This window comes from Paraburkholderia phenoliruptrix, assembly GCF_019511605.1.
Lineage (GTDB): Bacteria > Pseudomonadota > Gammaproteobacteria > Burkholderiales > Burkholderiaceae > Paraburkholderia > Paraburkholderia phenoliruptrix_A.
In genome coordinates this window covers 495435-518399 of record NZ_JAEUAV010000001.1, presented here as the reverse complement: position 1 = coordinate 518399, position 22965 = coordinate 495435, and the positions used below count along the sequence as shown (strand labels likewise).

Annotated in this window: 24 protein-coding genes; 9 read left to right on the top strand and 15 right to left on the bottom strand. The window is 62.3% G+C overall.

From position 1 onward, the window contains the following. Window positions 1-51 precede the first annotated feature (51 nt). From hpaI to JNB89_RS02225, 7 genes are all read right to left on the bottom strand, one after another. On the bottom strand, window positions 52-855 hold the full coding sequence (gene hpaI / locus JNB89_RS02255; RefSeq protein ID WP_220361090.1) for a 4-hydroxy-2-oxoheptanedioate aldolase: 804 nt from the start codon (window positions 853-855) through the stop codon (window positions 52-54). 8 nt (window positions 856-863) lie between these two features. After that, window positions 864-1667, bottom strand: coding sequence for a 2-oxo-hept-4-ene-1,7-dioate hydratase (gene hpaH / locus JNB89_RS02250; RefSeq protein WP_220361089.1), 804 nt, complete (start codon window positions 1665-1667; stop codon window positions 864-866). Window positions 1668-1709: 42 nt separating this feature from the next. Further along, window positions 1710-2111 (bottom strand): 5-carboxymethyl-2-hydroxymuconate Delta-isomerase, encoded by a 402-nt coding sequence (locus JNB89_RS02245; RefSeq protein ID WP_220361088.1) that lies wholly within the window; start codon window positions 2109-2111, stop codon window positions 1710-1712. 33 nt (window positions 2112-2144) lie between these two features. After that, window positions 2145-3008 (bottom strand): 3,4-dihydroxyphenylacetate 2,3-dioxygenase, encoded by an 864-nt coding sequence (gene hpaD, locus JNB89_RS02240; protein ID WP_220361087.1) that lies wholly within the window; start codon window positions 3006-3008, stop codon window positions 2145-2147. A gap of 61 nt (window positions 3009-3069) precedes the next feature. Next, a complete protein-coding gene (hpaE, locus tag JNB89_RS02235) occupies window positions 3070-4527 on the bottom strand; it encodes a 5-carboxymethyl-2-hydroxymuconate semialdehyde dehydrogenase (protein ID WP_220361086.1) in 1458 nt (485 codons plus the stop codon). A gap of 61 nt (window positions 4528-4588) precedes the next feature. Then, the gene (locus JNB89_RS02230; protein WP_220361085.1) at window positions 4589-5347 is read right to left on the bottom strand and encodes a fumarylacetoacetate hydrolase family protein; all 759 of its coding nucleotides are present in this window, start codon (window positions 5345-5347) and stop codon (window positions 4589-4591) included. Continuing rightward, entirely contained in the window at window positions 5344-6117 is a 774-nt protein-coding gene (locus JNB89_RS02225) for a fumarylacetoacetate hydrolase family protein (protein ID WP_220361084.1), read from the bottom strand. Before JNB89_RS02225 ends, JNB89_RS02230 begins: the two co-directional genes overlap by 4 nt. A gap of 193 nt (window positions 6118-6310) precedes the next feature. On the opposite strand from JNB89_RS02225, the gene hpaR reads away from it, so the two are divergent. Both hpaR and JNB89_RS02215 read left to right on the top strand, forming a co-directional pair. Further along, on the top strand, window positions 6311-6718 hold the full coding sequence (gene hpaR, locus JNB89_RS02220) for a homoprotocatechuate degradation operon regulator HpaR (protein WP_220361269.1): 408 nt from the start codon (window positions 6311-6313) through the stop codon (window positions 6716-6718). Window positions 6719-6810: 92 nt separating this feature from the next. Then, entirely contained in the window at window positions 6811-7881 is a 1071-nt protein-coding gene (locus JNB89_RS02215; RefSeq protein ID WP_220361083.1) for a hypothetical protein, read from the top strand. A 27-nt stretch (window positions 7882-7908) separates the two neighbouring features. On the opposite strand, the gene JNB89_RS02210 is transcribed toward JNB89_RS02215, so the two are convergent. After that, a complete protein-coding gene (locus JNB89_RS02210) occupies window positions 7909-9318 on the bottom strand; it encodes an MFS transporter (protein WP_220361082.1) in 1410 nt (469 codons plus the stop codon). A 332-nt stretch (window positions 9319-9650) separates the two neighbouring features. Between JNB89_RS02210 and JNB89_RS02205 the strand changes: the two genes are divergently transcribed. Beyond that, complete coding sequence (locus JNB89_RS02205) at window positions 9651-11174, top strand: CoA-acylating methylmalonate-semialdehyde dehydrogenase (RefSeq protein WP_220361081.1); 1524 nt, start codon at window positions 9651-9653, stop codon at window positions 11172-11174. A gap of 166 nt (window positions 11175-11340) precedes the next feature. Here the strand turns inward: JNB89_RS02205 and JNB89_RS02200 are convergent, their stop codons facing one another. The 6 genes from JNB89_RS02200 to JNB89_RS02175 form a co-directional block, all read right to left on the bottom strand. Further along, a complete protein-coding gene (locus JNB89_RS02200; RefSeq protein ID WP_220361080.1) occupies window positions 11341-12681 on the bottom strand; it encodes an MFS transporter in 1341 nt (446 codons plus the stop codon). A gap of 76 nt (window positions 12682-12757) precedes the next feature. Further along, window positions 12758-13327: an isochorismatase family protein gene (locus JNB89_RS02195; RefSeq protein WP_220361079.1), complete on the bottom strand. Its 570-nt coding sequence runs from the start codon at window positions 13325-13327 to the stop codon at window positions 12758-12760. A 32-nt stretch (window positions 13328-13359) separates the two neighbouring features. Then, window positions 13360-13812, bottom strand: coding sequence for a MarR family winged helix-turn-helix transcriptional regulator (locus JNB89_RS02190; protein ID WP_220361078.1), 453 nt, complete (start codon window positions 13810-13812; stop codon window positions 13360-13362). A gap of 72 nt (window positions 13813-13884) precedes the next feature. Continuing rightward, entirely contained in the window at window positions 13885-15828 is a 1944-nt protein-coding gene (locus JNB89_RS02185; RefSeq protein ID WP_220361077.1) for a putative bifunctional diguanylate cyclase/phosphodiesterase, read from the bottom strand. Next, on the bottom strand, window positions 15825-16355 hold the full coding sequence (locus tag JNB89_RS02180) for a YfiR family protein (RefSeq protein ID WP_220361076.1): 531 nt from the start codon (window positions 16353-16355) through the stop codon (window positions 15825-15827). The genes JNB89_RS02185 and JNB89_RS02180 overlap by 4 nt, the downstream gene beginning before the upstream one ends. A gap of 1 nt (window position 16356) precedes the next feature. Continuing rightward, window positions 16357-18396 (bottom strand): TonB-dependent receptor plug domain-containing protein, encoded by a 2040-nt coding sequence (locus JNB89_RS02175; protein ID WP_220361075.1) that lies wholly within the window; start codon window positions 18394-18396, stop codon window positions 16357-16359. Window positions 18397-18629: 233 nt separating this feature from the next. Between JNB89_RS02175 and JNB89_RS02170 the strand changes: the two genes are divergently transcribed. The 6 genes from JNB89_RS02170 to JNB89_RS02145 all read left to right on the top strand — a co-directional run bounded on the left by JNB89_RS02170 (window position 18630) and on the right by JNB89_RS02145 (window position 22492). Then, a complete protein-coding gene (locus tag JNB89_RS02170) occupies window positions 18630-18968 on the top strand; it encodes a hypothetical protein (RefSeq protein ID WP_223216670.1) in 339 nt (112 codons plus the stop codon). A gap of 383 nt (window positions 18969-19351) precedes the next feature. Then, a complete protein-coding gene (locus JNB89_RS02165) occupies window positions 19352-19636 on the top strand; it encodes a CsbD family protein (protein WP_013341544.1) in 285 nt (94 codons plus the stop codon). A 108-nt stretch (window positions 19637-19744) separates the two neighbouring features. Next, window positions 19745-20119, top strand: a complete 375-nt coding sequence (locus JNB89_RS02160) for a phage holin family protein (protein WP_013341543.1) — start codon at window positions 19745-19747, stop codon at window positions 20117-20119. Then, complete coding sequence (locus JNB89_RS02155; protein WP_013341542.1) at window positions 20116-20418, top strand: hypothetical protein; 303 nt, start codon at window positions 20116-20118, stop codon at window positions 20416-20418. Before JNB89_RS02160 ends, JNB89_RS02155 begins: the two co-directional genes overlap by 4 nt. A 165-nt stretch (window positions 20419-20583) precedes the next feature. After that, window positions 20584-21753 carry a zinc-dependent alcohol dehydrogenase gene (locus JNB89_RS02150; RefSeq protein WP_220361074.1) on the top strand — a complete coding sequence of 390 codons (1170 nt, stop codon included), beginning with the start codon at window positions 20584-20586 and terminating at the stop codon, window positions 21751-21753. A gap of 130 nt (window positions 21754-21883) precedes the next feature. Further along, the gene (locus JNB89_RS02145; protein ID WP_220361073.1) at window positions 21884-22492 is read left to right on the top strand and encodes a hypothetical protein; all 609 of its coding nucleotides are present in this window, start codon (window positions 21884-21886) and stop codon (window positions 22490-22492) included. Window positions 22493-22587: 95 nt separating this feature from the next. Here JNB89_RS02145 and JNB89_RS02140 read toward each other — a convergent pair whose 3' ends face one another. Next, complete coding sequence (locus tag JNB89_RS02140; protein ID WP_220361072.1) at window positions 22588-22845, bottom strand: hypothetical protein; 258 nt, start codon at window positions 22843-22845, stop codon at window positions 22588-22590. Window positions 22846-22965 lie beyond the last annotated feature (120 nt).

Here is a 22965-nt window from a genome sequence, read left to right as displayed (position 1 = left end):
TGCGTCTTTGGGGTAATTGCAGATGGCGATGTCTTCGTCGGAGACGTGCAGTCAATACCCACCCGCTATCGCGCTATCCGAACCTGCTCCCCGCTTATACGATGCCGCCAGTTCTCCCGCCGCGCGGCTCAACAAACCGGTATCGGTTCCTACAGCTACAAACACAGCCCCCGCGGCCAGATACTCTTCGGCGATTGCGCGGTCCGGCGCCAGCACGCCCGCTGCTTTGCCCGCGCGCCGCACGGTTTGTATGCCGTCGCGAATCGCCGCACGCACGCTTGCATCGCCCGGCTTGCCGAGCAGGCCCATCGACGCGCTCAGGTCCGAAGGCCCGAAAAACACGCCGTCGACGCCCTCCACTGCCGCAATCTCCGGCAGGTTCTGCATGCTCTGCACCGTCTCGGCTTGCACGATCACGCACAGTTCGTCGGCCGCGCGATGCAGGTAGTCGGGCACACGGTTCCAGCGCGACGCGCGCGCCAGCGCACTGCCCACCCCGCGAATGCCGTGCGGCGGGTAGCGCGTTGCCGCGACTGCGGCTGCGGCCTCGCCGGCGGTGTCGATCATCGGCAGCAGTAGCGTCTGCGCGCCGATGTCGAGCAGTTGCTTGATCAAGGCGCTGTCGCTTCGTACCGGTCGCACGACTGGATGCGATGCGTAGGCCGCGACCGCCTGCAATTGCGCGAGCGTGCTGCGCACGTCGTTCGGAGCGTGTTCGTTGTCGATCAGCAACCAGTCGAAACCGGCGGTGGCCAGCAACTCAGTGACGTACGCGTCGGCCAGCGCGACCCACAGCCCGAATTGCGGCTTGCCTTCGCGTAGCGCATGTTTGAAGGTGTTTTGCGGCAAAGACATGAGCGCACTCAAATGAAGTTCAAAGCGATGCCGCCAAGCGGACCATAGTCGACATGGAACGTGTCGCCTGCCCTCGCCGCAATCGGACTGGTGAACGAGCCGCTCAGAATCACGTCGTTTGCGTTGAGCATTTCGTCGTATGGGGCAATCTTGTTCGCGAGCCACGCCACGCCCGTGGCCGGATGGTTCAGCACGGCCGCCGCGAGTCCGCTTTCCTCGACGGCGCCGTTCTTGTACAGCAGCGCGCCGACCCAGCGAAGATCGACATCCAGCGGACGCACGGGGCGCCCGCCCAGCACGACGCCGGCATTGGCCGCGAAGTCGGAAATCGTGTCGTACACCTTGCGCGGCGCACGCGTCTCGCGGTCGAATTGTTCGATGCGCGCGTCGATAATTTCCACGGCGGGCGTAACGTACGCTGTGGCATCCAGTACATCGAACAGCGTGACACCGGGGCCTTTAAGCGGCCTGTTCAATACGAACGCCAGTTCCACTTCCACGCGCGGCGCAATGAAGCGATCCGCGCGAATGTCCTGGCCGTTTTCGATAAACATGCTATCGAGAAGCGGCGCGTAGTCCGGCTCGTCGATTTGCGACGAACGCTGCATTGCGCGCGACGTGAGGCCGATCTTGCGCCCTTTGATTGCATGGCCTTCGGCAAGTTTGAGCTTCACCCATTCGCGCTGGATTGCGTAGCCGTCTTCAACCGTCATCTGCGGATAGGCGGCGGAAAAGTGGCGCAACTGGGTGCGGGTTTTCTCGGCATGATCGAGTTGCGCAGCCAGGTCGCGAATAGTTTGGATGTCTAACATGATGAATTCTCAATAGAGCCGTAACGCGTGCGCATCGTCTCTCTAATGCGCGTTGAGCCGCGCGTGGAGGTTGTTGTGTTTCCAGGTGCCGGCCTCGCTGAATTCGTTCAATTCCAGCGACAAAGCGAGCCCATTCTGTTCGAATTGATCGGCAAAGTGCTCCTTGATGAGCATGAATATGGCGTCGCCGGTAGCTTTTTTCACGGCATCAGAGCGTCCGGCGGCGATCTTCAGGTTCGCGTGCAGGAAGGCGGCGTCGGCGCGTCCATCGGCAATGCAATAGTGTTCGCAGCGTAGCGCGCGCACACGAATGCCGCCGAGCGGATAAACCCGCTGCCCGTTTTCGCTCTGTTCGGCAAGACATTGAGCGAGCGTCTTGCACAGGCGGCCAATACTTTTATTGTCAGCGAGATTGGCGCTGTACTCGAGTGTCAGATGCGGCACGATAAGTTCTCCGTTGTCGATTCGCACTTCGGTTCAGACAGGCAGCGGCGTGACCGGAAAAATCGCATTGATCTGACCGGTTCCCGAACTGCCGAAATATGGCGTGACGACTTCCACCTTGCCCTCGTAGCGGTCCCAACCCAGCGCGCCAAGCAGCATGGCCGTGTCGTGCATGCCGCCTTCGCCCCAGCATTTTTCGTTGTAAAGCGGCAGCATTGCGCAGAAGGTTTTCCAGTCGCCGGCTTGCCATAATTCGACCACGCGGCGGTCCATCTGCTCGAGAAATGGACTCCACACCTTGTGCATGAACTGCTCGGCTGTGCCGTTCTCGGCAAAGTGATGACTGAGCGAGCCGCTCGCGAGAATTGCCACCGTGCCGTCGTAGCGCTCTTCGATTGCCTTGCGCACCGCGAGGCCAAAACGTGCGCTCGTTTCGAGCTGATGCCACATGCACCAGCCGGCAACCGACACGGCCTTGAAATGCTGGTCGCTATTCATATAGCGCATGGGCACCAGAGTGCCGTATTCCAGTTCGAGCGTGGTTTCGCTATGCGCGCGGCTTTTCACGCCCATTTCATTGGCGACTTCCGCGATCAGATGTCCGAGCCCGACATTGCCGGGATACGCGTAAGGCATGTTCTTGATGAAATGCGGCAGCTCGTTGCTCGTATAAACACCTTCGAAATTCGGCGCGCAATTGATGTGGTACTCGCTATTGACGAGCCAATGCACGTCGAACACGACAATCGTGTCCACGCCCAACTCACGGCAACGCCGGCCGATTTCATGGTGACCGTCGATAGCGGGCTGACGGCAACCCTTATGCGGACCGTCGAGCTCGGACAGATATAACGACGGTACGTGGGTCACTTTCGCTGCCAGTGCGAGCTTGCCCATCCTGGCCTCCTCCTTTTTGTGCTGCGAGACGCATGGCGCCGCGCGCGATATGGACCGCGAATCAGACGCCCCAGCGCGGAATGTGATGTGAGCCGAGCGACACGCACACGTTCTTCGGCTCGAGGAATACCTCGTAGCTCCACGTGCCGCCTTCGCGTCCCACGCCCGATGCCTTGGTGCCGCCAAACGGCTGGCGCAGATCGCGCACGTTCTGACTGTTGACGAAGCACATGCCGGCTTCTACTGCGGCTGCGACGCGATGCGCGCGTCCGGTGTTCTCCGTCCAGATGTAGCTCGACAGACCGTAAGAGATGTCGTTTGCGAGCCGGATCGCGTGGGCTTCGTCGTCGAATGGAATCAGGCAGGCGACCGGGCCGAAGATCTCTTCCTGCGCGATGCGCATGCGGTTATCCACGTCCACGAAAACCGTTGGCATGACGAAGTTGCCTTTGCGCAGGGCGTCGGGCAAATCCGGTGTGTCGAGGCCGCCGCACGCGAGCGTGGCGCCTTCCTTGGGGCCGAGCTCGATATAGCTGCGCACTTTGGCCAGATGCCCCTGACTGATCATCGGCCCGATAATCGTGCTCTCGGCCAGCGGATCGCCCACCGTGAGGCGCTTTGCTCGCTCCACGAAGCGCTGCGCGAACTCTGCGTAGATGGACTTTTGCACCAGAATGCGCGAGCCGGCGGTGCAGCGTTCGCCGTTGTTCGAGAAGATCATAAAGAGGGCGGCGTCGAGCGCGCGTTCGAAGTCGGCGTCGTCGAACACCACGAATGGCGACTTGCCGCCCAGCTCCATCGAGAACTTCTTGAGCCCGGCCGTTTGCACGATCCGGTTGCCCGTGGCAGTGGAGCCGGTGAACGACACCGCGCGCACGTCCGGGTGCGCGACGAGCGGCTCGCCGGTCTCTTTGCCGAAGCCGTGCACCACGTTGAGTACGCCCGCAGGAATGCCGGCTTCCAGCGCAAGCGTGCCGAGCATCGACGCAGTGAGCGGCGACAGCTCGCTCATTTTCAACACCGCGGTGTTGCCGAACGCGAGGCATGGGGCGACTTTCCATGTCGCCGTCATGAACGGCACATTCCACGGCGAAATCAGTGCACATACGCCCACCGGCTGGAACAGCGTGTAATTCAGGTGCGTGTCGGTCGGATAAGTGTGGCCGTCCACGCGGGTGCACATTTCGGCGAAATAGCTGAAGTTGTCGGCTGCGCGCGGCACCAGTTGCTTGCGCGTTTGCGAAATCGTCTGACCGGTGTCTTTCGTTTCGGCTTCCGAAATATCCGGCACGCTTTTCGCAATCAGCTCGCCGAGTTTGCGAACAAGCTTCGCGCGCTCAGGGGCGGACTTTGCTGCCCAGGCGGGAAACGCCTCTTTGGCGGCGCGCACTGCGGCGTGGACTTCTTCTGCGCCGCCGCGCGCGACTTCGGCGAGCACTTGCTGGGTCGCCGGGTTGACGGTTTCAAAGTAGTCTTTCGCACCGGCCGTCTTGCCGTTGATCAGATGTTCTATTCGCATTGCGTGGTCCTTGCGTTTGTACTTCGCTGTTGCGCTGCGCCTACGGCTCAGGTACGGCGGCTCAGGTACGGCCGAAATCCGTGTCCGATGCGATCGTGTTGACGAGGCGGCCAAGGCCGTCGATCTCGCACACCACCTCGTCGCCGGCATTCACATTCACAACGCCTTCGGGCGTGCCGGTGAGAATGACGTCGCCCGGCGCGAGCGTCATGAAACCGCTCAGGTATTCGATCAACGCCGGGATATCGGTTACCAGGTCGCGCGTGTTGCCGCGTTGCTGCAGCGTGCCGTTGACGAAAGTGCGCAATTCCAGTTGCGCAACGTCGCGAATATCCGCTGCATCGACGAACCAGGGGCCCAGCACCGTGGCGCCGTCGCGATTCTTCACGCGCAGGTTCGGGCGGTAATAGTTTTCGAGGTAATCGCGAATCGCGTAGTCGTTCGCGATCATGTAGCCGGCCACGTGCTCCATTGCGTTGTCGCGCTGAACATTGCGCGCGGTGCGTCCGATCACGACAGCGAGCTCGCACTCGTAGTGCATGAAAGTCACATCGGCAGGACGGCGCGTGAAGCCGCGATGACCGAGCACGGTGCCCGGTCCTTTGAGAAATACGAGCGGCTCTTCCTGCTTGCTGAATTGCAGCTCCTTCGCATGTTCGGCGTAATTCAGACCAAGTGCAAACATGGTGCCGACTTCGATGGGCGCGAGCCACACCACCTGGTCTTCGCGGCACACGCGTCCGTCCGCAAGCTGCACGCCTTGCGCGTGCGGATAGGCTTCGTGAATGGCACCTGCATACGCTACACGGCCGCGCATCATGGCTGATCTCCGTGCGCTTGCGTGGCACCGACGAACGACACGCGTAGCGGCGGCAAACCGCCGATTGACAGCGTCGCCTCGTCGCCGATATGCGCAATCGGCGAGCCGTGGGGCACGCCTGTCGTAAGGACGTCGCCGGGCGCGAGCGTCATGAAGTCGGTGACATCCGCGAGAAGTGCCGCCACCTTGCGGACCGACGACGCCGTGCTCGCTGCGAAGGTCTGCTCCCGGTTGAGCGACACAGCAATGGGAAGTTGGTCTGGATCGGCAACGTGGCGTGCCGCGACAATGGCCGGGCCGACCACGCAAAAACCGTCGCGTGCCCGGAATCGGACCGAAGGGCGATACACGCTTGCGTGCGGTACGCTCAGATCGGCCACCACCGTATAGCCTGCAATGTAGTCCAACGCGCGCGCGGCGCTCACGCGCGTTGCCGTGCGCCCGATGACGATGCCGAGCGACGCGCCGACCTCGACGCCCACGTCGTTGTCGGGCACGGCCACTTTCGCGCAATGTCCGGCCAGCGTATTGCGCGGCTTCAGATACAGGACCGGCGCTTTGGGCGGCGCCTTGTACGGCGCGGCATGCATGGCGTCGCCGAGCGCCGCGAGCGCCGCACGGTCGTTGAGCAAGGTTGCGTAGACAGAACCGCTGACGGGCGGACGGCACGCGATGCCGCGTGCGAGCAGCGCGGCCGCGGCGTGCGCATCCACATCGCGAGGCAACGCGTCGCCTTCCGGGTGCAGCAGATGATCGGCAAGTGCAAACATGACGGGGCTATGCCTCTGAGCGGGGACTCGACATAAACACTAACATGTTAGTAGTATTGCGCTTGATATGATCCAGGGTCAATAGCCAGTCGGTTGATCGCGGGTTTTCCCTTAAGTTTTCGACGGCTGCTTTCAATCATCGTCCAATATGTCTTCGTCCGCTTCCACACGAGTTTTGCATCGCAACCTGCCCATGCTGCTGCTGCGCGCAAGGGAAAAAATGATGGAGCGCTTTCGTCCATTGATCACCGCGCATGGTTTGACCGAGCAACAGTGGCGCGTAATTCGCGCACTCAATGAGCACGGCCCGATGGAGCCGCGCCATATTTCCGACATCTGCACGATTTCGAGCCCGAGCATGGCCGGCGTGCTCGCACGCATGGAAAGCATGGAGTTGATAACCAAGGAGCGTTTCGCGGAAGACCAGCGCCGCGTGCTGGTCTCGCTAACCGATGCGAGTGTGGAACTGGTGCAGGTGCTTTCGAAAGACCTGGAGGCGCAGTACCGCGAACTCGAGCGCAAGGTGGGACCCGAGATTGTCGAACGTGTGTATCGCGCCGTAGACGATCTGCTGGCGGGTCTCGAGCAGGAAGAAGACTGAAGAAGCGCGCAGTTCATGATTGGCCGCGCCGCGCTGAGAAACGCTAAAGTACCGTTACATCGTTTATTACCGCTTTGATTGAAGAGAGTCCGATGCCCTTGTCACCCGAGGCCGACGCCACATCGAAAAGTACCCTGAAAAAGGCCATATTCCTGCATACCGGCTGGCGCAGCGCGGGCACCTGGGTGTGGTCGCGTCTTCGTGCGCTCGACGGTGCGACAGGTTTTTACGAGCCGCTCAGCAACGTGCTCGCCGATCTGAGTCTCGCGGAGGTGGCCGCAAGCCGCCCCACACTGACATCGGGACACCCGCCGCTCGATGCGCCTTATTTCGACGAATACAAGGCGTTCTTGCGCGAAGGCACGCGCGGTGTGAGCGGATACCGGAGAACCTTTAGTACCGACCGTTTCAGCGAGCAGCCAGACGCCGAATTTCCCGCGCTACAGATCTATTTGCGCAGCCTTTGCGAACACTCGACTCGACAGGGCAGGGTGCCGGTTCTCAAGTTCTGTCGTTCGTCCGGGAGAGTGCAGTGGCTCAGACATGCGTTTGCCGACGCAATGCATGTGGGCGTGCTGCGCAATCCCGCGTCGCAGTTCGCGTCCGGCTGGCTTCTGAACCAGCAGTGGCGCAATCCGTTTTTCGTGGCCGCGCCGTTTCGCGTGCTGGGCTTGAACCGCACGGAACCGCTGGTCCGGCAAATTATCGAGCTATGCGATGTGAAGTTGCCGCCGGCGGCGCCCGCTTCCGACGACGCCTACGCGTTAGCGTGCGAACACTATGCACGCAGCGCGGAAGGCAACAACGCTTATCGCGCGTTTGTCGCGCTGTGGGTGCTAGGTGCGTACCGGATGGGGCAAGGCGTCGACCTCGTCGTGGATATGGATCTGCTTGGACAGTCGCGCGAATACGCGGCCGGCCTGCGAGCCGGCTTTGAAGCGCATAGCGCACTGTCGCCGGATTTCAGCAGCGCGCGCGATCTGCTGGAAGAAACGCGCCGCAGCGCCGCGCGCATGAGCTCAATAGACGGCCTGGCGATGCGTAGCGTTCATTCGGCGGCGCTCAAGTTCCTGAAAATGCAAAGCGGCGTGGACGCGGCCTTTGTCGAACGGGTGCGCGAAAAAATGGTGCTTGCGAACGAGCTGACCGCGCAATGGCGCTAAGCGCCAGAAAGCTTCTTGCAACAGGCATCACGAAGCAGCGGTTTTTTTCGCATGAGCCAGGGTCTCGGCCCGCAACTGGTCATAGCTTGTCTTGTCGAGCGGCACTGCATCGGGCTGGCCAAGATCGCCGAGTCTCACGCGATAGTTTTCGCGTGCGCTCCACGCGGTGACCGCCGCAATGATCGTGATACCAAAGGTGATCGCTCCGATCGTCACCGGAACGTTGTGCGAGCCCGGCGGCGCCACATAAGCGAACAATGCGGGCAGCAACGCGGTGATCGTGGTGCCGATGTTCTGCCCGATCGCCATTGCGGAGACGCGCGAGCGGGTCGGAAACAGTTCGGGGTAGAAGCTCGGGAACGTCGCGTTATAGCCTTGGTAGATCACGCCCCACATGAGGATCGACATCACCATGGCGAGCGCTACGTTGTGAATGCTGATCGCGTACAGGTACGCGAAAGAAAGCAGACCCGCGCCGAGTGCGCCCACGATGATCGGCAGGCGCCGCCCGATCCGGTCCGACAGATTGCCCACATAGGGAATCACGAGCACCGCGACGATGTTGCCGATCACGGGAATCCACAAGTACACGCTCTTCGAAAAGCCTATGCCGTAAGAGGCTTGCACTGCATACGCAGCGCCGAAAATCGTCGCAACCACGGGAATGACATTCATCAGCGAGCAACCGACTACGCGCAGCATGTCGGGCCAGTTATAGCGGAAGGCCTCGGCAATCGGCGACCTCGGCACGCCGCCGCTCTTGTCCTCTTGCGTGAAAGCCGGTGTTTCGTCCACCTCGCGACGGATAATGTAGCCCGCCACCAGCACCAGCGCGCTCAGCAGGAACGGAATGCGCCAACCCCATGAATTGAACGAGCTTTCTTCCATGTAATAGGCGAGCGGCAGGAACACGGCAGCGGCGAGAATCTGGCCGGCCTGCACACCTTGCAGCGTGAAGCTCGCGTAATAGCCGCGTCGTCCGAACGGCGCATGTTCGAGAATCATCGAGCTTGCCCCCGAAATTTCTCCGGCAACCGCAAAGCCCTGAATCAAACGAAGCACGACGAGCAGCGTCGGCGCGAGCAGGCCGGCGTGCTGATACGTGGGCAGAAGGCCCACAGCCATCGTCGAAAAGCCCATCAGGAACATGCATAGCAGCAGGACGTTCTTGCGGCCGTGCGTGTCGCCCCAGTGTCCGAGTACGAACGCGCCGATGGGTCGCGCGACGTAGCCGACGCCATAAGTGGCAAGCGAGGCGACGATCGCGATTTTCGGATTGCCCGACGGAAAGAACAGTTGGGGAAAGATCAGCGCCGCTGCCTGCGCGTAAATGAAAAAGTCGTAGTACTCGAGGGCCGAGCCGATCCAGCCGCTGGCAGTTGCCTTGCCGGCCTGTCCGCGATGCTTGCGGCCACTCGCCGCTGTGTTCGTTGCCATGTCGCGCCTCCTCGACGGGTGCTATCAAAAGCCCGCGCGGCGGCTTTATTTGGCGTCCGGCGCGCCGACTATGCAACCCAGGACTTATACGGCGATGCAACGGCACATCGCGACGTTGCTCAACCCGCTTGCGTGGCTTCTCTCCTGTGCGCTGGATGCGCCGCCGCGCGGCGTTCCAATACAGTTGCGACACAAAAAACAATACAGTGAGGTGCGGTTCTGTTTTGCTGTATAGGGAATTAGCGGCGCAGCGTCGATACAGTTGGCGGGTCTCGAATCCGCCCGTCTGCCCGGCGCACGGCGCCCGGCCCTTTCCGAACATGAGGTAAGCAATGAATGCAGTCAACGAGCAGGACAAGCTGTCCGTGCAGCAGTTGGGTCACTACATCGGCGGCGACGTGGTTGCGCCGACAAGTGGCCGCTTCAAGGACGTGTTCAATCCCGCCACCGGCAAGGTGACGGGCGCGGTTGCGCTTGCCTCGGTCGAAGAGGTGGATGCGGCAGTGCAAGCAGCCAGGGCGGCGTTTGCGGCATGGAGTGAAACCGCGCCGCTCAAGCGTGCCCGCATTCTGTTCAGGTTCAAGGAACTGCTCAACCAGCACCACGACGAACTCGCCATGCTTATCACGCGTGAACACGGCAAGGTGTTCACCGACGCGCAAGGCGAGGTGGTGCGCGGTATCGAAGTGGTCGAGTTCGCATGCGGCATTCCCAATCTGCTGAAGACAGACTTTACCGACCAGATTGGCGGCGGCATCGACAACTGGAATCTGCGTCAGCCGCTTGGTGTGGTGGCGGGCATTACGCCGTTCAATTTCCCGGTGATGGTGCCGATGTGGATGTTCCCGGTCGCGCTGGCTTGCGGGAACACGTTCGTTCTGAAGCCGTCAGAGCGCGATCCGTCGGCGTCGTTGCGCATTGCCGAACTGCTGAAGGAAGCCGGTTTGCCGGACGGCGTATTCAATGTGGTCAACGGCGACAAGGTGGCGGTTGACGCACTGATCGAGCATCCGGACGTAGCGGCGCTGTCGTTCGTCGGCTCGACGCCGATCGCGGAGTACATTCACACGGAGGCGTCCAGGCGCGGCAAGCGCGTGCAGGCGTTGGGCGGCGCGAAGAATCACCTCGTGGTGATGCCGGACGCCGATCTCGACCAGGCCGTGGATGCGTTGATCGGCGCCGCCTACGGCTCCGCCGGCGAGCGCTGCATGGCGATTTCGGTGGCGGTGGCGGTCGGCAATGTGGCCGACAAGTTGATCGAAAAGCTCGTGCCGCGCGTGAAGTCGCTCGTCATCAAGAACGGTGAAAACCTGGATGCCGAAATGGGTCCGCTCGTAACCGCGGAGCACAAGGCGAAAGTGGCCGGCTATATCGCGTCCGGCGTGGAAGAGGGCGCAACGCTCATCGTGGACGGCCGCGCGCATCCGGTCGCGCAGGAAGAGGGGTTCTTCATCGGCGGAACGCTGTTCGACAACGTTGGCACGCAGATGAAGATCTACAAGGAAGAGATCTTCGGTCCAGTGCTCGCCGTGGTACGCGTGCCCGATTTCGCGAGTGCGGTCGAGTTGATCAACGCGCATGAGTTCGGCAACGGCGTGTCGCTCTTTACCTCGGACGGCGGCGTTGCGCGCGCATTCGGACGGCAGATTCAGGTGGGCATGGTCGGCATCAACGTGCCCATTCCGGTGCCTATGGCATGGCACTCGTTCGGCGGCTGGAAGAGGTCGCTGTTTGGCGACCATCATGCGTACGGCGAAGAGGGCGTGCGCTTCTACACGCGTTACAAGAGCATCATGCAGCGTTGGCCGGACAGCATCGCGAAGGGCGCCGAGTTTACGATGCCTGTGGCGAAGTAATTTGCGAGGCGAGCGAGTCGAGCGAATCTCGCAGAAAACGCAGTTGCGCGGTTTGCGCGCCAGCAGCGCGAGCGGTGCAACTGATGCAACCAGCGCAACCAGCGCAATTCGCACAAACAAAAAAGCCGCGGCTGAAACTCCAAGCCGCGGCTTTTTTATCGCAGCTTCAAACACCCGACGACGACTCTTCTTCCGCCTCGTCGAGAACCGCGTTCTGTACGGCCGTTGCGGGGCTCACATAGGGCGGCGCCTGGCGTGGCTCGTCGATGCTGTAGCGCAGCCGTCCGCCGTCGACAAACACACGCAGGCCGCGGTATCTGACGAGATACAGCAGGCCCACCAGCGCGGCTGCGAATCCCGACGCCGCGCCTACGCCGAGCGCCCAGCGCGGGCCAAAACGATCCGCAACCCAGCCGACCACGGGCGCACCGAGCGGCGTGCCGCCAAGTGCAATGGCCAGCAGAATGGCGACCACACGGCCGCGCATCGCGGGTTCCGTGGAAAGTTGCACGAGACTGTTGGTCGACGTGTTGAAGGTTTGCGTCGACACGCCGATGAAGACGAGGACCATGCCGAACAGCACATAGTTCGGCATTAGCGAAGCGGCGGTGCAACCGACGCCGAAAATGGCTGCAGCGCCGAGCAGCAATGCCATGCGCGGCCTCGCGCGGCGTGCGGCGAGCAGCGCGCCGGTGACAGAACCAACAGCCATTGTCGAACTCAGCACGCCGTATTCGCCCGCGCCCGCATGAAAAGCGCTGACCGACATGGTCGAAATGAAGATCGGGAAGTTGAGCCCAAACGTGCCGATCAGGAACTGCATCAACAGCGCGGCTTTCAGATCGGGACGCTTCCATACGTACTTGAAGCCTTCCACGAAACTGCCGCGCGAGCGTACCGTGAGGGGCTTTGCGTGCAGTTCGCGCACGCGCAGCATGCGCAGTGCGCCGAGCACCGCGATGAACGACAACGCATTGATCAGAAACACCCACCCGGTTCCGACCGACGCAATCAGCAAGCCGGCCACCGCCGGACCGATCATTCGCGCTGCGTTGAACGACGTGGAATTGAGCGCGACCGCATTCGACAGATCGCTTTCGCCGACGAGGTCGGACACGAAGGTTTGCCGCGCGGGCGCATCGAACGCGGTCACGCAGCCGAGCAGTCCCGCGAAAACATACACATGCCAGAGCTCCACGAGGCCGGTGATGGTGAGCAGGCCGAGGCCGAGCGCGAGACTGCCCATGGCTGCCTGCGTGACCAGCAGAAGCTTGCGGCGGTCGAAGCGATCCGCTGCATAGCCGGTGAGCGGCAACAGCAGCATTTGCGGGCCGAACTGCAGCGACATGACGATGCCCACGGAAGTCGCATTGTGCTGCGTGAGTTCCGTGAGCACGAGCCAGTCCTGCGCGGTGCGTTGCATCCACGTGCCGACGTTCGAGACGATGGCGCCGCTTGCCCACACCCGGTAATTGAAGTTGCGCAGCGAACGGAACGTGCTGCTCATGGCAAGCTGTTGCCCGCATGCGCATGAGTACCGTGCGGCGCGCAGCGCAGGCGCACCGTCTTGCCCATGCTTATGCTCATGCCGACGCGCGAGTCTGTTCCAGCATGTCGAGTACTTCCTGTGTCGTACCCGTCTCGCCGAGCCGCGGGAAAATGCGCGTGAGGCTGTTGGTGTGAGCGTCGAGGTGCAGGTCTGTCATTGCGTCCACGGCGAATGCGATGTTCAGGCCGAGCTCGTGCGCGAAACGCGCGGTGGATTCAATGCCGATGCTGGTGGACACACCCGTCAGCACGATTTGCGTCACGCCTTGCTCGCGCAAATACGCTTCGAGATCCGTGTTGGTGAACGCACCCCATGTGTGCTTGGTCACGAGGTGATCCGACGCTTGCCGGTTCAGTTCGGGCACGAGGTCCGTAAATCCCGGCGGAAAGTTGCCGGTCGGGCGCGCCTGTTCCGCGCGCCCCGGCGCCCCGCCCGCCACGTTGACGAGTACCACGGGAAGACCGTGGCGGCGGAATGCGTCGGCTAAAGCGGCCGCGCGTTGCACCACCTCTGCGGTGGGATGCGCGGTGGGCATTGCTACGATGCCTTGCTGCAAATCGATCACGACCAGTGCGGTTCTTGCATCCAGTGTCGTCAGTGCCATGCGTGCTCCTGGTGAGGTTGCCGCCCGATGCGTTACGACTCGATCAGGCGTTTGAGTAATGCGACGCCGGTGGCGAGCTGCTTTTGCTCGGCCGCCGAAAAGCGCGTCTGAATGGTGCGGAAAAGCCAGTCTTCGCGCGCGGCGCGGCTTGCCTTGACTTTCTTGCGGAAGGCGGGAGTAAGGGACAGCACGGTTTGCCGGCCGTCGTTCGGGTCGGGCGCGCCGCTCACGAGGCCGGCGGCTTTGAGCACCGACAGAGTCTCGCTCATGGACTGCGAACGCATGCCCTGTGCACGCGCGAGTTCGGTAACCGTTGCCGGGCCGTCGCGTTCGAGCAGACCGAGGACCTGGATTTGCGAAGGGGTGAAGTCGCCGAGGTGCGCCTCCTCGCGCAGACGGCGGCGCAGCTTGCCGGTCAGCACACGCAGGTCTTCAGCCAATACGTGCAGGGAGTCGGGGTCGAGCGGCGGATCGTTCTTACTCATGCGCGCCGAAACAATATACGAAGGTTCACCTGCGTAGGTTACCTTCGTATATGGCGGCGGTCAAGTGCGGGATCAGGCGGTCGGGGCGCGTTGCGGCCGGGCTTCGAGCGGCGCGCGGCGGCCCGCGGGCTTGTCCTGTTCGGGCGCCTGTTCCGCGCGAATGGTTGCGAGAAGTTGCTGGAGCGACATCGGGCGGCCAGTGAGAAAGCCTTGCACCACGTCGCAGCGCGCATCGCAGAGCCATTCCAGTTGCGCCGGGTATTCGACGCCTTCGGCAACCACCAGCAGCCCGAAACTATGCGCCATCGAAATGATGGCCGTGACGATGGGTTGGCCGCCGTTCGGCAATGGACAAATAAAGCTGCGGTCGATCTTGATGCTGTGCACCGGAAAAGACTGCAGGTACGACAGCGACGAGTAACCAGTGCCGAAGTCGTCGAGAGAGAGGCGCACGCCCGCCGCTCGCAACTCCTGCATCGCCTGAATGCCCACCGACATGTTGGACATCAATTGACTTTCGGTGAGCTCCAGTTCGAGCAGTGAAGCAGGCAAGCCGCTTTTTTGCAGCGCATCGCACACTTCCCTGGTAAAGCCTTCGTCCCGCAACTGCCGGGCCGAAATATTGACCGCCACATGCACGCTGGCCTGGCGGCCCGCGTTCCAGCTTGCAGCGTCGCGGCACGCGCGCCACAGCACCCAGCGTCCGAGCGCCACGATCAGGTCGCTGTTCTCGGCAATCGGCACGAATTCCGCCGGCGAAATAGGTCCTTCCGAGGGATGCGTCCAGCGCACTAGCGCTTCCGCGCCAAGCAGCCGCCCCGACAGGCAGTCGAATTGCGGCTGGTAGACGATTTCCAGGCCGTCCTGATCGACAGCCCGGCGCAGTTCCGCCTCGATGCGGGCGCGCCGCTGCGCCTCCGCCGTCATCTCGCTCTGAAACTCCACGGCAATGCTCTTGCCTCTGCTTTTCGCGGAATAGAGTGCGATGTCGGCGTTGCTGACGAGTTCCGCCATTTCGCCGGTGTCCTCGGGGTAGACGCTAAAACCCACGCTCGCCGTCACAGCCGAGTCGCTGCCGTGCAGAACGAACGGGCGCGACAGATTGCGCGCAATGCGCCCCGCCGTGGCGCGTGCGCGAACGCGGCTGGCGTCGGGGCCGATCACCACAGCGAATTCATCGCCGCCGATGCGGCTCACGAGGTCATTGGGCCGCACCACATTGCGCAGCGCCTCGGCAACCTGCTTGAGCAGTTCGTCGCCTGCGCCATGACCGAGCGTGTCGTTGACGGTCTTGAAGTTGTCGAGGTCGACCATCATTAGCGCGACGCGTTTGTCGGCCGCGCTCGCCCTGTGCAGGCGCGCCTTCAGTTCGTCGTAGAACGCGCGACGATTGGGCAGGTCCGTCAACGGATCGGTCGACGCGAGGTATTCGAGGTCCTTCTCCGCGCGCGAGACGCGCTCGCGCATGCGCCGCATGACGAGCGAGGCGATCCACACCGAACACAACGATGCGCCCACGAGGAAGCAGCCATACTGCACGAGCTGCATGCGGATCGCGTCTGTCGTTGCCACGATCACGATGCTGCCCAGCAAGCGGTCGTTATGAATGATCGGCGCCGCGACGAAAATATCTTCCAGCGAAAGACGCGGCGAGCTGCCGATGTTCGCCAGCGTACCTTCCTCGGACTCCACGCGGTTCAAGCCCGGGCGCGTGTAGCGCACGAACAGGTCGCCGGCCGGCGTATATACGCTCGCGCTTTCCACGTGCGGGACTTTACGTAGCGAGCTGAGCACTTCGGCTGTCGCATCGCGATCGCCGAACATTGCCGATGCAGTCAGATTTTCGGCGAGCACGGAGGCCTGCATGCTGACGTCGTTGGTCAACGAAGTGCGCAGCGCAAGCGCCTGATAGACGAGCAGCACGACACTCGAAATAAGCAGCGCGATCGCCACGCCGACCAGGTTCACGTGTTCGCGCGGCCATGCAAATGTACGCCACAGCCGGATACTTTTCATAGAACCGTCCTTGCCAGCCGCATGAGTTTCGAACTCAGCGTGATGCGCCGGCGTGAAGCCTCTGTAACGTTAATATCGAACTTCAGATGATCGCCCTCGCGCACGAGGCGAATCACCCAGCCGTGGTCGATCGCGTCCGCCTCGCTGACGATCACGACCGGCGCGTCGGAAGCGAGCAGCGCCTTGATCGCCGAACTGACAGCGGTGCCTGCCGTCAGCACCGCGAGTTGGCAATCCGCTGCTTTTTCCGCGCGCGGCAACGGACGAACCCTCCACGCCTGCTTGCCTCCGCGCTTGCCGTCCAATCGTGCGAGCGCCTGACCAAGCGGGCTTTCAGGATCGGCGCACACCGACAGCATGTTGTCGGCGGGGCGTCCCGCGGGCCAGTCGGCAAACTGCGCGAAGTTGAAGATGTACGCGGCCTCGAGCGCAGGCAGGTCGACCTGCGCATCGACAGCTGTGTGCACGATCAGCGGCGACGCGAACAGCACATACGCCGCAATGATCCGGATGCGAACGCGCTCCATATCAGAACCCGTAAACGGCCTTGAAGAGGAAGGTCCGGCTTTGCTGCGCAACAGTCTCCTGTGTAAAGCCGGGCCCCACTGGGTCGGCGTACCGTTTGTCGGTCAGGTTATAGATCGAGAAAGACAGTTCAGCCCCGCGAATCAGCCGGCTTGAACTGAGCGTGAGGTTCGCGAGACAGAAGCCGCCCGCCTCGCCGGTCTGGGCGAGACGCGACGACGTACACTGCACTTCGAGTCCGGTCATCAAAGCATTGGCGAAGAACGGCGCGGCCAGATTGAGCTTTGCCAGATGCCGCGGCGAATTTTGCAGCGCCGCGCCGGTGTCGGAGTCATGCGCGATCTGATACGAGTAACTCGCGCGCAAACGCGCGCGCGCGAAACGCTGCTCGTAAGCGAGTTCCGCGCCGCGTGCCGTCGCGCGGTTCACGTTGCGAAACATGAAGAGGCCGGACGAGTCCTGGGTCTCGCTAATCAGATCGCGCGCGTTGTACTGGAACAATGAAAGCGTTGCACGCCCTGTCGCGGATACTGCTCTTTCATAGACGAGTTCGGTCGTCGCGATATGCTCGGCCTTCAGTGACCGGTTTCCTATTTGTCCGTCCGGGCCGTTTATCGCGTAGTACATTTCATAGGCGTTGGGCGCACGGTACGCCTCGCCATACAGCAACTTGAAGGTGTCGCGCGGCGTCAGTTTGTAGATGAGCCCGATGCGCGGACTCAGGTTGCCGCCCGCGGCCGTCTGCTGGTCGTAACGCAAGCCCGCGTTCAACGTGAAATGCGCGGGCAGCGTGATTTCGTCCTCGATATATACACCGCCGCGATTGCCGCTGTGATGGTCGTCGAGGAACTGCGACGAGGGGGCGACGTTGTAGTTGTACTGGTCGAGGCGACCATCTCTCGCGAAGTCCGTGCCGATCACGATGCGATGCCGGGCAAACGACGAGATGGTTGCATGCACATCGGCCCCGTACCACAGCGCATGGCTTCCGTCGACGTTCATTACGTACGGATCGGCATCGATTATCGCCGGCATCCGGTAGTCGTAATGGCCCCAGTACACCTGCGACGAGAGCAATACGCTGTCGGAAAGCGCATGCTGGTAAGAAAGGTCAAGATAGCTGTGGGTGTCCGACACGCTGAACGGCGCATTGAACACCGCGCCATACGGCGCGTCGGGAATGCCCTTGGTGCGGTTTCCGTAGATGAAGCTCAGCCGGAAGTCCCCATAAGCGGCCCGCGCAAGAAAGTCCTGCGCCCGCTCGTAGTCGAGCCGGTTAGCAATGCCGCGATTCTGCCCGGGAGTGTCGAACTCGGGGTAATAAAGGTCCTGGCCATTTCGACCATACGCCGTTGCGGACAGCAGAATGTCGGCCCCGTGCGCGCCGTGCCAGCCGTATGACGCACGCGCCTTCTTTTCGCCGAAGCTACCCGCCGCGACGGCGGCTTCGGCGCCGGCCAGGTCGCTGCCGCTTTTGGTGATCACGTTGATAACGCCAAAGAGCGCGTTTGCGCCGTACATGGACGAACCGGGGCCTGGCACATACTCGATGCGCTTCACCAGGTCCATGTCGAGCGGAAAGTCGGAGCCGATGGGCGCCTGCCCGTATACGCCGTCGTTGGTGCGGATACCGTCTATCAGCAGCAGGAAGCGGCTGTTGTAGTCGCCCGGACGCTGAAATCCGCGCGAGCCGAGGTATTCGTATGTGCGATCGTTCGTCACGTAGAGGCCGGGCAGCGACGCAAGGGCGTCAGAGAGCGTGCGCCAGCCGAACTGACGGATGTCCTCCGCAGTCAGCACGACCACTGCGGCGGGCGCGTCCGTGACGAACTGGTCGAAACGCGACGCGGTATTCACCGTGACCTGCATCAGCGCCTCCAGTGGCATCGCGGCCAGCTCGGCAGTGTCCGGGGGCACCGTGATGTTCTCGTCCCACTCGTTGCCGGCGAATGCGGCCGGCGAACACAGCGTTGCCAGTCCAGCGACCGAGTAAGCGACGAGGCGGTGCGTAATGGAATAGGAAGCGCGCGGGGTTAAAGCCATGACAACCGATTTATGTTGCGAACGCTCCTTACAAATTGGATCGTTACCTTTTTGTTATCGGCTGGCGGCGGGGAAGCTTGAGTGCAACGGCTGCGGTAACGCGTGCTTCGGCAGACGCCGGCGTTGTAAAAAAGCGCGTGGACAAAGGCGTTTTGCGACGATGAAAAGGCGCCCGTAGACGAGATCGCAGACGGGCTCCTGACGATCGCGGAGGCTGCTGTAGCGCGTGTTGCATGGATTTCGGCGCTCCTGGACAGGTGTATCGGCGGTGCGCGGCATGCGGCTTGCTCTCTTTGTTCTTTTTACCGCAACGCGCCACCTTCATGCGACAGACCTACCCGACGGGAGCACTGGGCTCCATGCGACAGGCGATGATCGAACGTGATCTTGCCCATATCGAGCACGTGCTGCTGTCCTGCCCCGCTAGTGCGCGCGAAAACTCGGCGCTGCCTCTTAGTTATTGGCAGGACCGCCTGCGGCGTATCAAGGACGGCGGCCAGCTATGGGGCGTGCATCTGCGCAAGATCGACAGCTTGCAGCGCATTCTCAACGGCGCGATGCCGCCGGGTTAACCCTGTTATCACGCGTTACTGCGTGCGGCTGGCCTTTGCAGTTACACGTCGCGAGTTACCCTGGTTGCGCGAATTCATCGCAGATGTATTCGCGAGCCGCGAAGCACGGCTTTTCCACGGCCGTGCTTTTGCACCGTCGGCAGTGCAGCCGTCGCTTGCGCCTGACCCCGCCGTCTCCTTTCGACGATCGCTAGTTCACTTCTCTGTTGTTCTCTGCCCGCGTTGGCCTGACTAGCAGCGCGGCCACGTCCTCATTCTTCTCCCGCGTTTTGACAACTGCTCGCGAGGCGCGCTTCTTGCGGCGTGACGGCAACGCATGCCGGAGCTCCGGCAGCGCGACCAGTGCAGTGCACTCTTGTGCGCGCAAACCACGGAGAAAAGACATGGAAACAGGGAAAGTGGAAGGAAAGGTGAAGGAAATCGGCGGCAAGCTGGAACAGACGGCCGGCGACATGCTCGGCGACACCGGAACGCAAATGGCCGGCACCGCGCGGGAACTGAGCGGCAAGGCTCAACAGGTATGGGCCGACCTTGCCGACGTGGTGCGGGAGACCACCACCGAGCGGCCGTTTACCGCGCTCGCGATTGCCGCGGCGGCCGGCTTCATACTCGGCGCACTGCGTTCAGCGACCGCGCGCGATGTTCGCGGCGACAGGGATTACCGTTAGAGACGGTTGGCACGGAGCCGATTGCATCGTTCCGATGAAGCGCTCGCCGCCGGCCGGCACCTCCGGCGGCGAGCGTCTGTGACGGCAATTGCTGGCGGGAGATACACGATGTCGATACATACCAAGGTCAGCCAGTGGCGCAACGTCGCGCGCTTCTGTTCCAGTCGGGCGGTCGATTACGCCGAGCTTCTGGCGCTGGAGCTGGACGAGGCCAAAGCACGGCTGGTGCGCGAAGTCATCGCGATGGTCGTGCTGGCGGTTGCCGCCATGTTCACCCTCTCTTTTCTTTGCGTGGCCATCATCGTCACGGCGTGGAATACGCCTTACGTCGTGGCTGTTGCGTGGGGCGTGGCGGGCGCGTGGCTGCTCATATCCATTGCCACCTTCGCGATGATGAAGATGCAAAAGCCCGTCGAGCCGTTGCACGTGCTGCGCGACGAAGTGTCGAGCGACCTCGAAGCCCTGAAGGATGCCCTCAAATGAAACACGATCCACGCAGGCATCAGGAACACCGTGCGGTCATTCTTGAGCGCATGGCCATGACGCGGGCGCAGTTGCTGTCCGCGAATCTGGCGCTGCGCACGCCCCATAGGGCGATCAGAGCGGGCGTGCCTGCCGTCAACGTAATGACTTCGCTCGCCGATACGCCCTATGTGGCGCTCGTGCTGGCGGCCGGTCTTGCCGCGGTCCTGCTCGGGCCGCGCAAGGCGATCGGAACGCTTGCACGCACCAGCGTGATGGCCTGGCTCACCAGGTCCGCGCGAAGTGTATTTCAGCGCTAGCGCACAGCGGCGCGGCGATGCCCGCGCCGCGAATTTACACGCGCGATGTAGCAACTATCGCGTGACGCCGTTCGCGCGGCACATTGGAACACTCGGTGCAGTGTGACCAATGTGTGCAACTGAGCCGCGAGCCGAATGAACCGTACGTACAGTGTGGAGGAAGTTATGAAGGCTCTCAGGTGGCATGGCAAGAAAGACATCCGGTGCGACACCGTGTCCGATCCGAAGATCGAACATCCGCGCGACGCGATCATCAAGGTGTCGAGTTGCGCGATATGCGGCTCCGATCTCCACCTTTACGACGGCTTCATGCCCGGCATGGAATCCGGCGACATCATGGGTCACGAATTCATGGGCGAGGTCGTGGAAGTCGGCAAGGAGAACACGGCGCTCAAAGTGGGCGACCGTATTGTCGTTCCCTTCACGATCATTTGCGGCGAATGCGACCAGTGCAAGCGCGGCAACTTCTCGGTGTGCGAGCGCAGCAACCGCAATAAGGACGTCGCCGACAAGGTGTTCGGCCATACAACGGCGGGTCTGTTCGGCTATACGCATCTCACGGGCGGCTATCCGGGCGGGCAGGCAGAGTTCGTGCGCGTGCCATACGCGGACAAGACGCACGTGAAAATTCCCGATGGTCTCACCGACGAACAGGTGCTGTTTCTCGGCGACATTTTCCCGACCGGCTGGCAAGCCGCGGTGCAATGCGATATCGAACCGACCGACACGGTTGCGATATGGGGCGCGGGACCTGTCGGGCAAATGGCGATTCGCAGCGCCGTGCTGCTCGGTGCGAAGCAGGTGATCGCGATCGACTGCGTGCCCGAGCGTCTTTCGATGGCGCGCGCGGGCGGTGCCGTCACGATCGACTTCAAGGAAGAAAGCGTGCTGGAGCGCCTGAAAGAACTAACGGGCGGCAAAGGCCCGGAGAAATGCATCGACGCGGTGGGCATGGAGTCGCACGCCACACGCTCGCTCGACGCAATATACGACCGCGCCAAGCAGGCCGTGATGCTCGAAACGGACCGCCCGCATGTGCTGCGCGAAATGATCTACGTGTGCCGTCCTGCCGGAACGTTGTCTGTGCCTGGCGTATACGGCGGGCTGGTGGACAAGATTCCGTTCGGTGCGTCCATGAACAAGGGGCTCACGTGGCGCATGGGACAGACCCACGTGAACCGCTGGACCGACGACCTGTTGCGGCGCATCCAGCAAGGGCAGATCGATCCGTCTTTCGTCATCACGCACACGGTTTCGCTGGATGAAGGTCCGCGCATGTACAAGACATTTCGTGACAAGGAAGACGGCTGCATCAAGGTGGTGCTGAAGCCTTGACGATCCTTCACGATGACAACGGCCGGTAGCGGAGTGCTCCGGCTTGCGGATGATCGAACCTGCAAAGCGCAGCGTTTTTTAGCCACCGGAGCCGCGCCGATCGCGGCTCTCAAGAACGAAGGTGATGCAAATGGATTCTCGTAGTGACTTCAAGGAGGGCGCTCGTGCGCTGAAGGAAAGGCTGCCGCAAGCCGACTCGGTTGCGCGCGGCCTTGGCTGGTTCAGCATTGCGCTGGGCGTCGCCGAACTCGTCGCGCCGCGCACCATGGCCCGCGTCGCCGGTGTGGAGACGGGCGCCGGCGCGATGCGTTTCTATGGCTTGCGCGAGCTCGCGTGCGGCGTCGGCATTCTGGCGTCGCGCAACCCGCGGCCGTTCTTATGGGCGCGTGTGGGCGGCGATGCGCTGGACCTCGGCACGCTGGCGCTGTCGTCGAACAAATTGAGTGCGCGCGAGCGGCAACGCGCCGGCGTTGCGGCGCTCAACGTTGCGTGTGTGACGGCGCTAGACGTGTATGCCGCGAAGTGCGCGTCCAGTGCGCCGCGCGCGCCGTCGGCCGACTACGGCGACCGCTCGGGTTTTGCACAATCGCCGGAGCAGATGCGCGGTGCCGCGCTTGCGGACTTCGAGATACCGCGTGACATGCGTACGCCCGAGGCGCTCGCGCCGTACACGCGCAGCGACGCTTCAGCGATGCGGGCGGGAGCCGGCCGAGCCGGCAACGCGACGAACGGGGCATGAAACGGATGAAGCGTACCGGTTGCTATGGCCGGTAGGCTTCGTTCGGCTTCCTGAACGAACTGCGGCGCTCCGCGCGTATCGCAGCGCGGGCTGGTTTACGCCTCCAGGTCGTCTTTACTGGCGGGATGCCCCTTCGCGCCGCCGGGCTCCAGATCCGGATCGACGTGATCGTGCTCCGGCGTGTAGGGTCCTTCTTCCGGATGATCTTTCCCTTTTGGAATGAGCGTGGCGTCCATGTTTCCGTGCGGGCGCTGTTCGACCTTGCCGTCGGACTTCACCTTCACGTCGCCATCGCGAAGCTCTTCGCGCCGTTGGTTCGCGCGTTCGACCGGATCGGACGGTTCCTGATTCATCGCTTCCTCCTTCTGGTTGGTTCACGCATTCGTTCACGCATTCGTTCATGCACATCGTGGATCGAGCAAGCGCGATACCCGCGCTGCGCTGCACGCGGATTGCTGTGAACTTTCACCTCA

What these genes read in the sequence shown, in the direction of transcription:
- JNB89_RS02160 (WP_013341543.1), top strand. Translation starts at nt 19,745, where the DNA reads ATGTCGATACATACCAAGGTCAGCCAGTGGCGCAACGTCGCGCGCTTC.
- JNB89_RS02180 (WP_220361076.1), bottom strand. Translation starts at nt 16,355, where the DNA reads ATGGAGCGCGTTCGCATCCGGATCATTGCGGCGTATGTGCTGTTCGCG.
- JNB89_RS02225 (WP_220361084.1), bottom strand. Translation starts at nt 6,117, where the DNA reads ATGTTTGCACTTGCCGATCATCTGCTGCACCCGGAAGGCGACGCGTTG.
- JNB89_RS02185 (WP_220361077.1), bottom strand. Translation starts at nt 15,828, where the DNA reads ATGAAAAGTATCCGGCTGTGGCGTACATTTGCATGGCCGCGCGAACAC.
- JNB89_RS02215 (WP_220361083.1), top strand. Translation starts at nt 6,811, where the DNA reads ATGCCCTTGTCACCCGAGGCCGACGCCACATCGAAAAGTACCCTGAAA.
- hpaH (WP_220361089.1), bottom strand. Translation starts at nt 1,667, where the DNA reads ATGTTAGACATCCAAACTATTCGCGACCTGGCTGCGCAACTCGATCAT.
- hpaR (WP_220361269.1), top strand. Translation starts at nt 6,311, where the DNA reads ATGCTGCTGCTGCGCGCAAGGGAAAAAATGATGGAGCGCTTTCGTCCA.
- JNB89_RS02140 (WP_220361072.1), bottom strand. Translation starts at nt 22,845, where the DNA reads ATGAATCAGGAACCGTCCGATCCGGTCGAACGCGCGAACCAACGGCGC.
- JNB89_RS02200 (WP_220361080.1), bottom strand. Translation starts at nt 12,681, where the DNA reads ATGAGCAGCACGTTCCGTTCGCTGCGCAACTTCAATTACCGGGTGTGG.
- hpaD (WP_220361087.1), bottom strand. Translation starts at nt 3,008, where the DNA reads ATGGGCAAGCTCGCACTGGCAGCGAAAGTGACCCACGTACCGTCGTTA.
- JNB89_RS02195 (WP_220361079.1), bottom strand. Translation starts at nt 13,327, where the DNA reads ATGGCACTGACGACACTGGATGCAAGAACCGCACTGGTCGTGATCGAT.
- hpaE (WP_220361086.1), bottom strand. Translation starts at nt 4,527, where the DNA reads ATGCGAATAGAACATCTGATCAACGGCAAGACGGCCGGTGCGAAAGAC.
- hpaI (WP_220361090.1), bottom strand. Translation starts at nt 855, where the DNA reads ATGTCTTTGCCGCAAAACACCTTCAAACATGCGCTACGCGAAGGCAAG.
- JNB89_RS02190 (WP_220361078.1), bottom strand. Translation starts at nt 13,812, where the DNA reads ATGAGTAAGAACGATCCGCCGCTCGACCCCGACTCCCTGCACGTATTG.
- JNB89_RS02210 (WP_220361082.1), bottom strand. Translation starts at nt 9,318, where the DNA reads ATGGCAACGAACACAGCGGCGAGTGGCCGCAAGCATCGCGGACAGGCC.
- JNB89_RS02155 (WP_013341542.1), top strand. Translation starts at nt 20,116, where the DNA reads ATGAAACACGATCCACGCAGGCATCAGGAACACCGTGCGGTCATTCTT.
- JNB89_RS02165 (WP_013341544.1), top strand. Translation starts at nt 19,352, where the DNA reads ATGGAAACAGGGAAAGTGGAAGGAAAGGTGAAGGAAATCGGCGGCAAG.
- JNB89_RS02175 (WP_220361075.1), bottom strand. Translation starts at nt 18,396, where the DNA reads ATGGCTTTAACCCCGCGCGCTTCCTATTCCATTACGCACCGCCTCGTC.
- JNB89_RS02205 (WP_220361081.1), top strand. Translation starts at nt 9,651, where the DNA reads ATGAATGCAGTCAACGAGCAGGACAAGCTGTCCGTGCAGCAGTTGGGT.
- JNB89_RS02145 (WP_220361073.1), top strand. Translation starts at nt 21,884, where the DNA reads ATGGATTCTCGTAGTGACTTCAAGGAGGGCGCTCGTGCGCTGAAGGAA.
- JNB89_RS02150 (WP_220361074.1), top strand. Translation starts at nt 20,584, where the DNA reads ATGAAGGCTCTCAGGTGGCATGGCAAGAAAGACATCCGGTGCGACACC.
- JNB89_RS02230 (WP_220361085.1), bottom strand. Translation starts at nt 5,347, where the DNA reads ATGATGCGCGGCCGTGTAGCGTATGCAGGTGCCATTCACGAAGCCTAT.
- JNB89_RS02170 (WP_223216670.1), top strand. Translation starts at nt 18,630, where the DNA reads ATGGATTTCGGCGCTCCTGGACAGGTGTATCGGCGGTGCGCGGCATGC.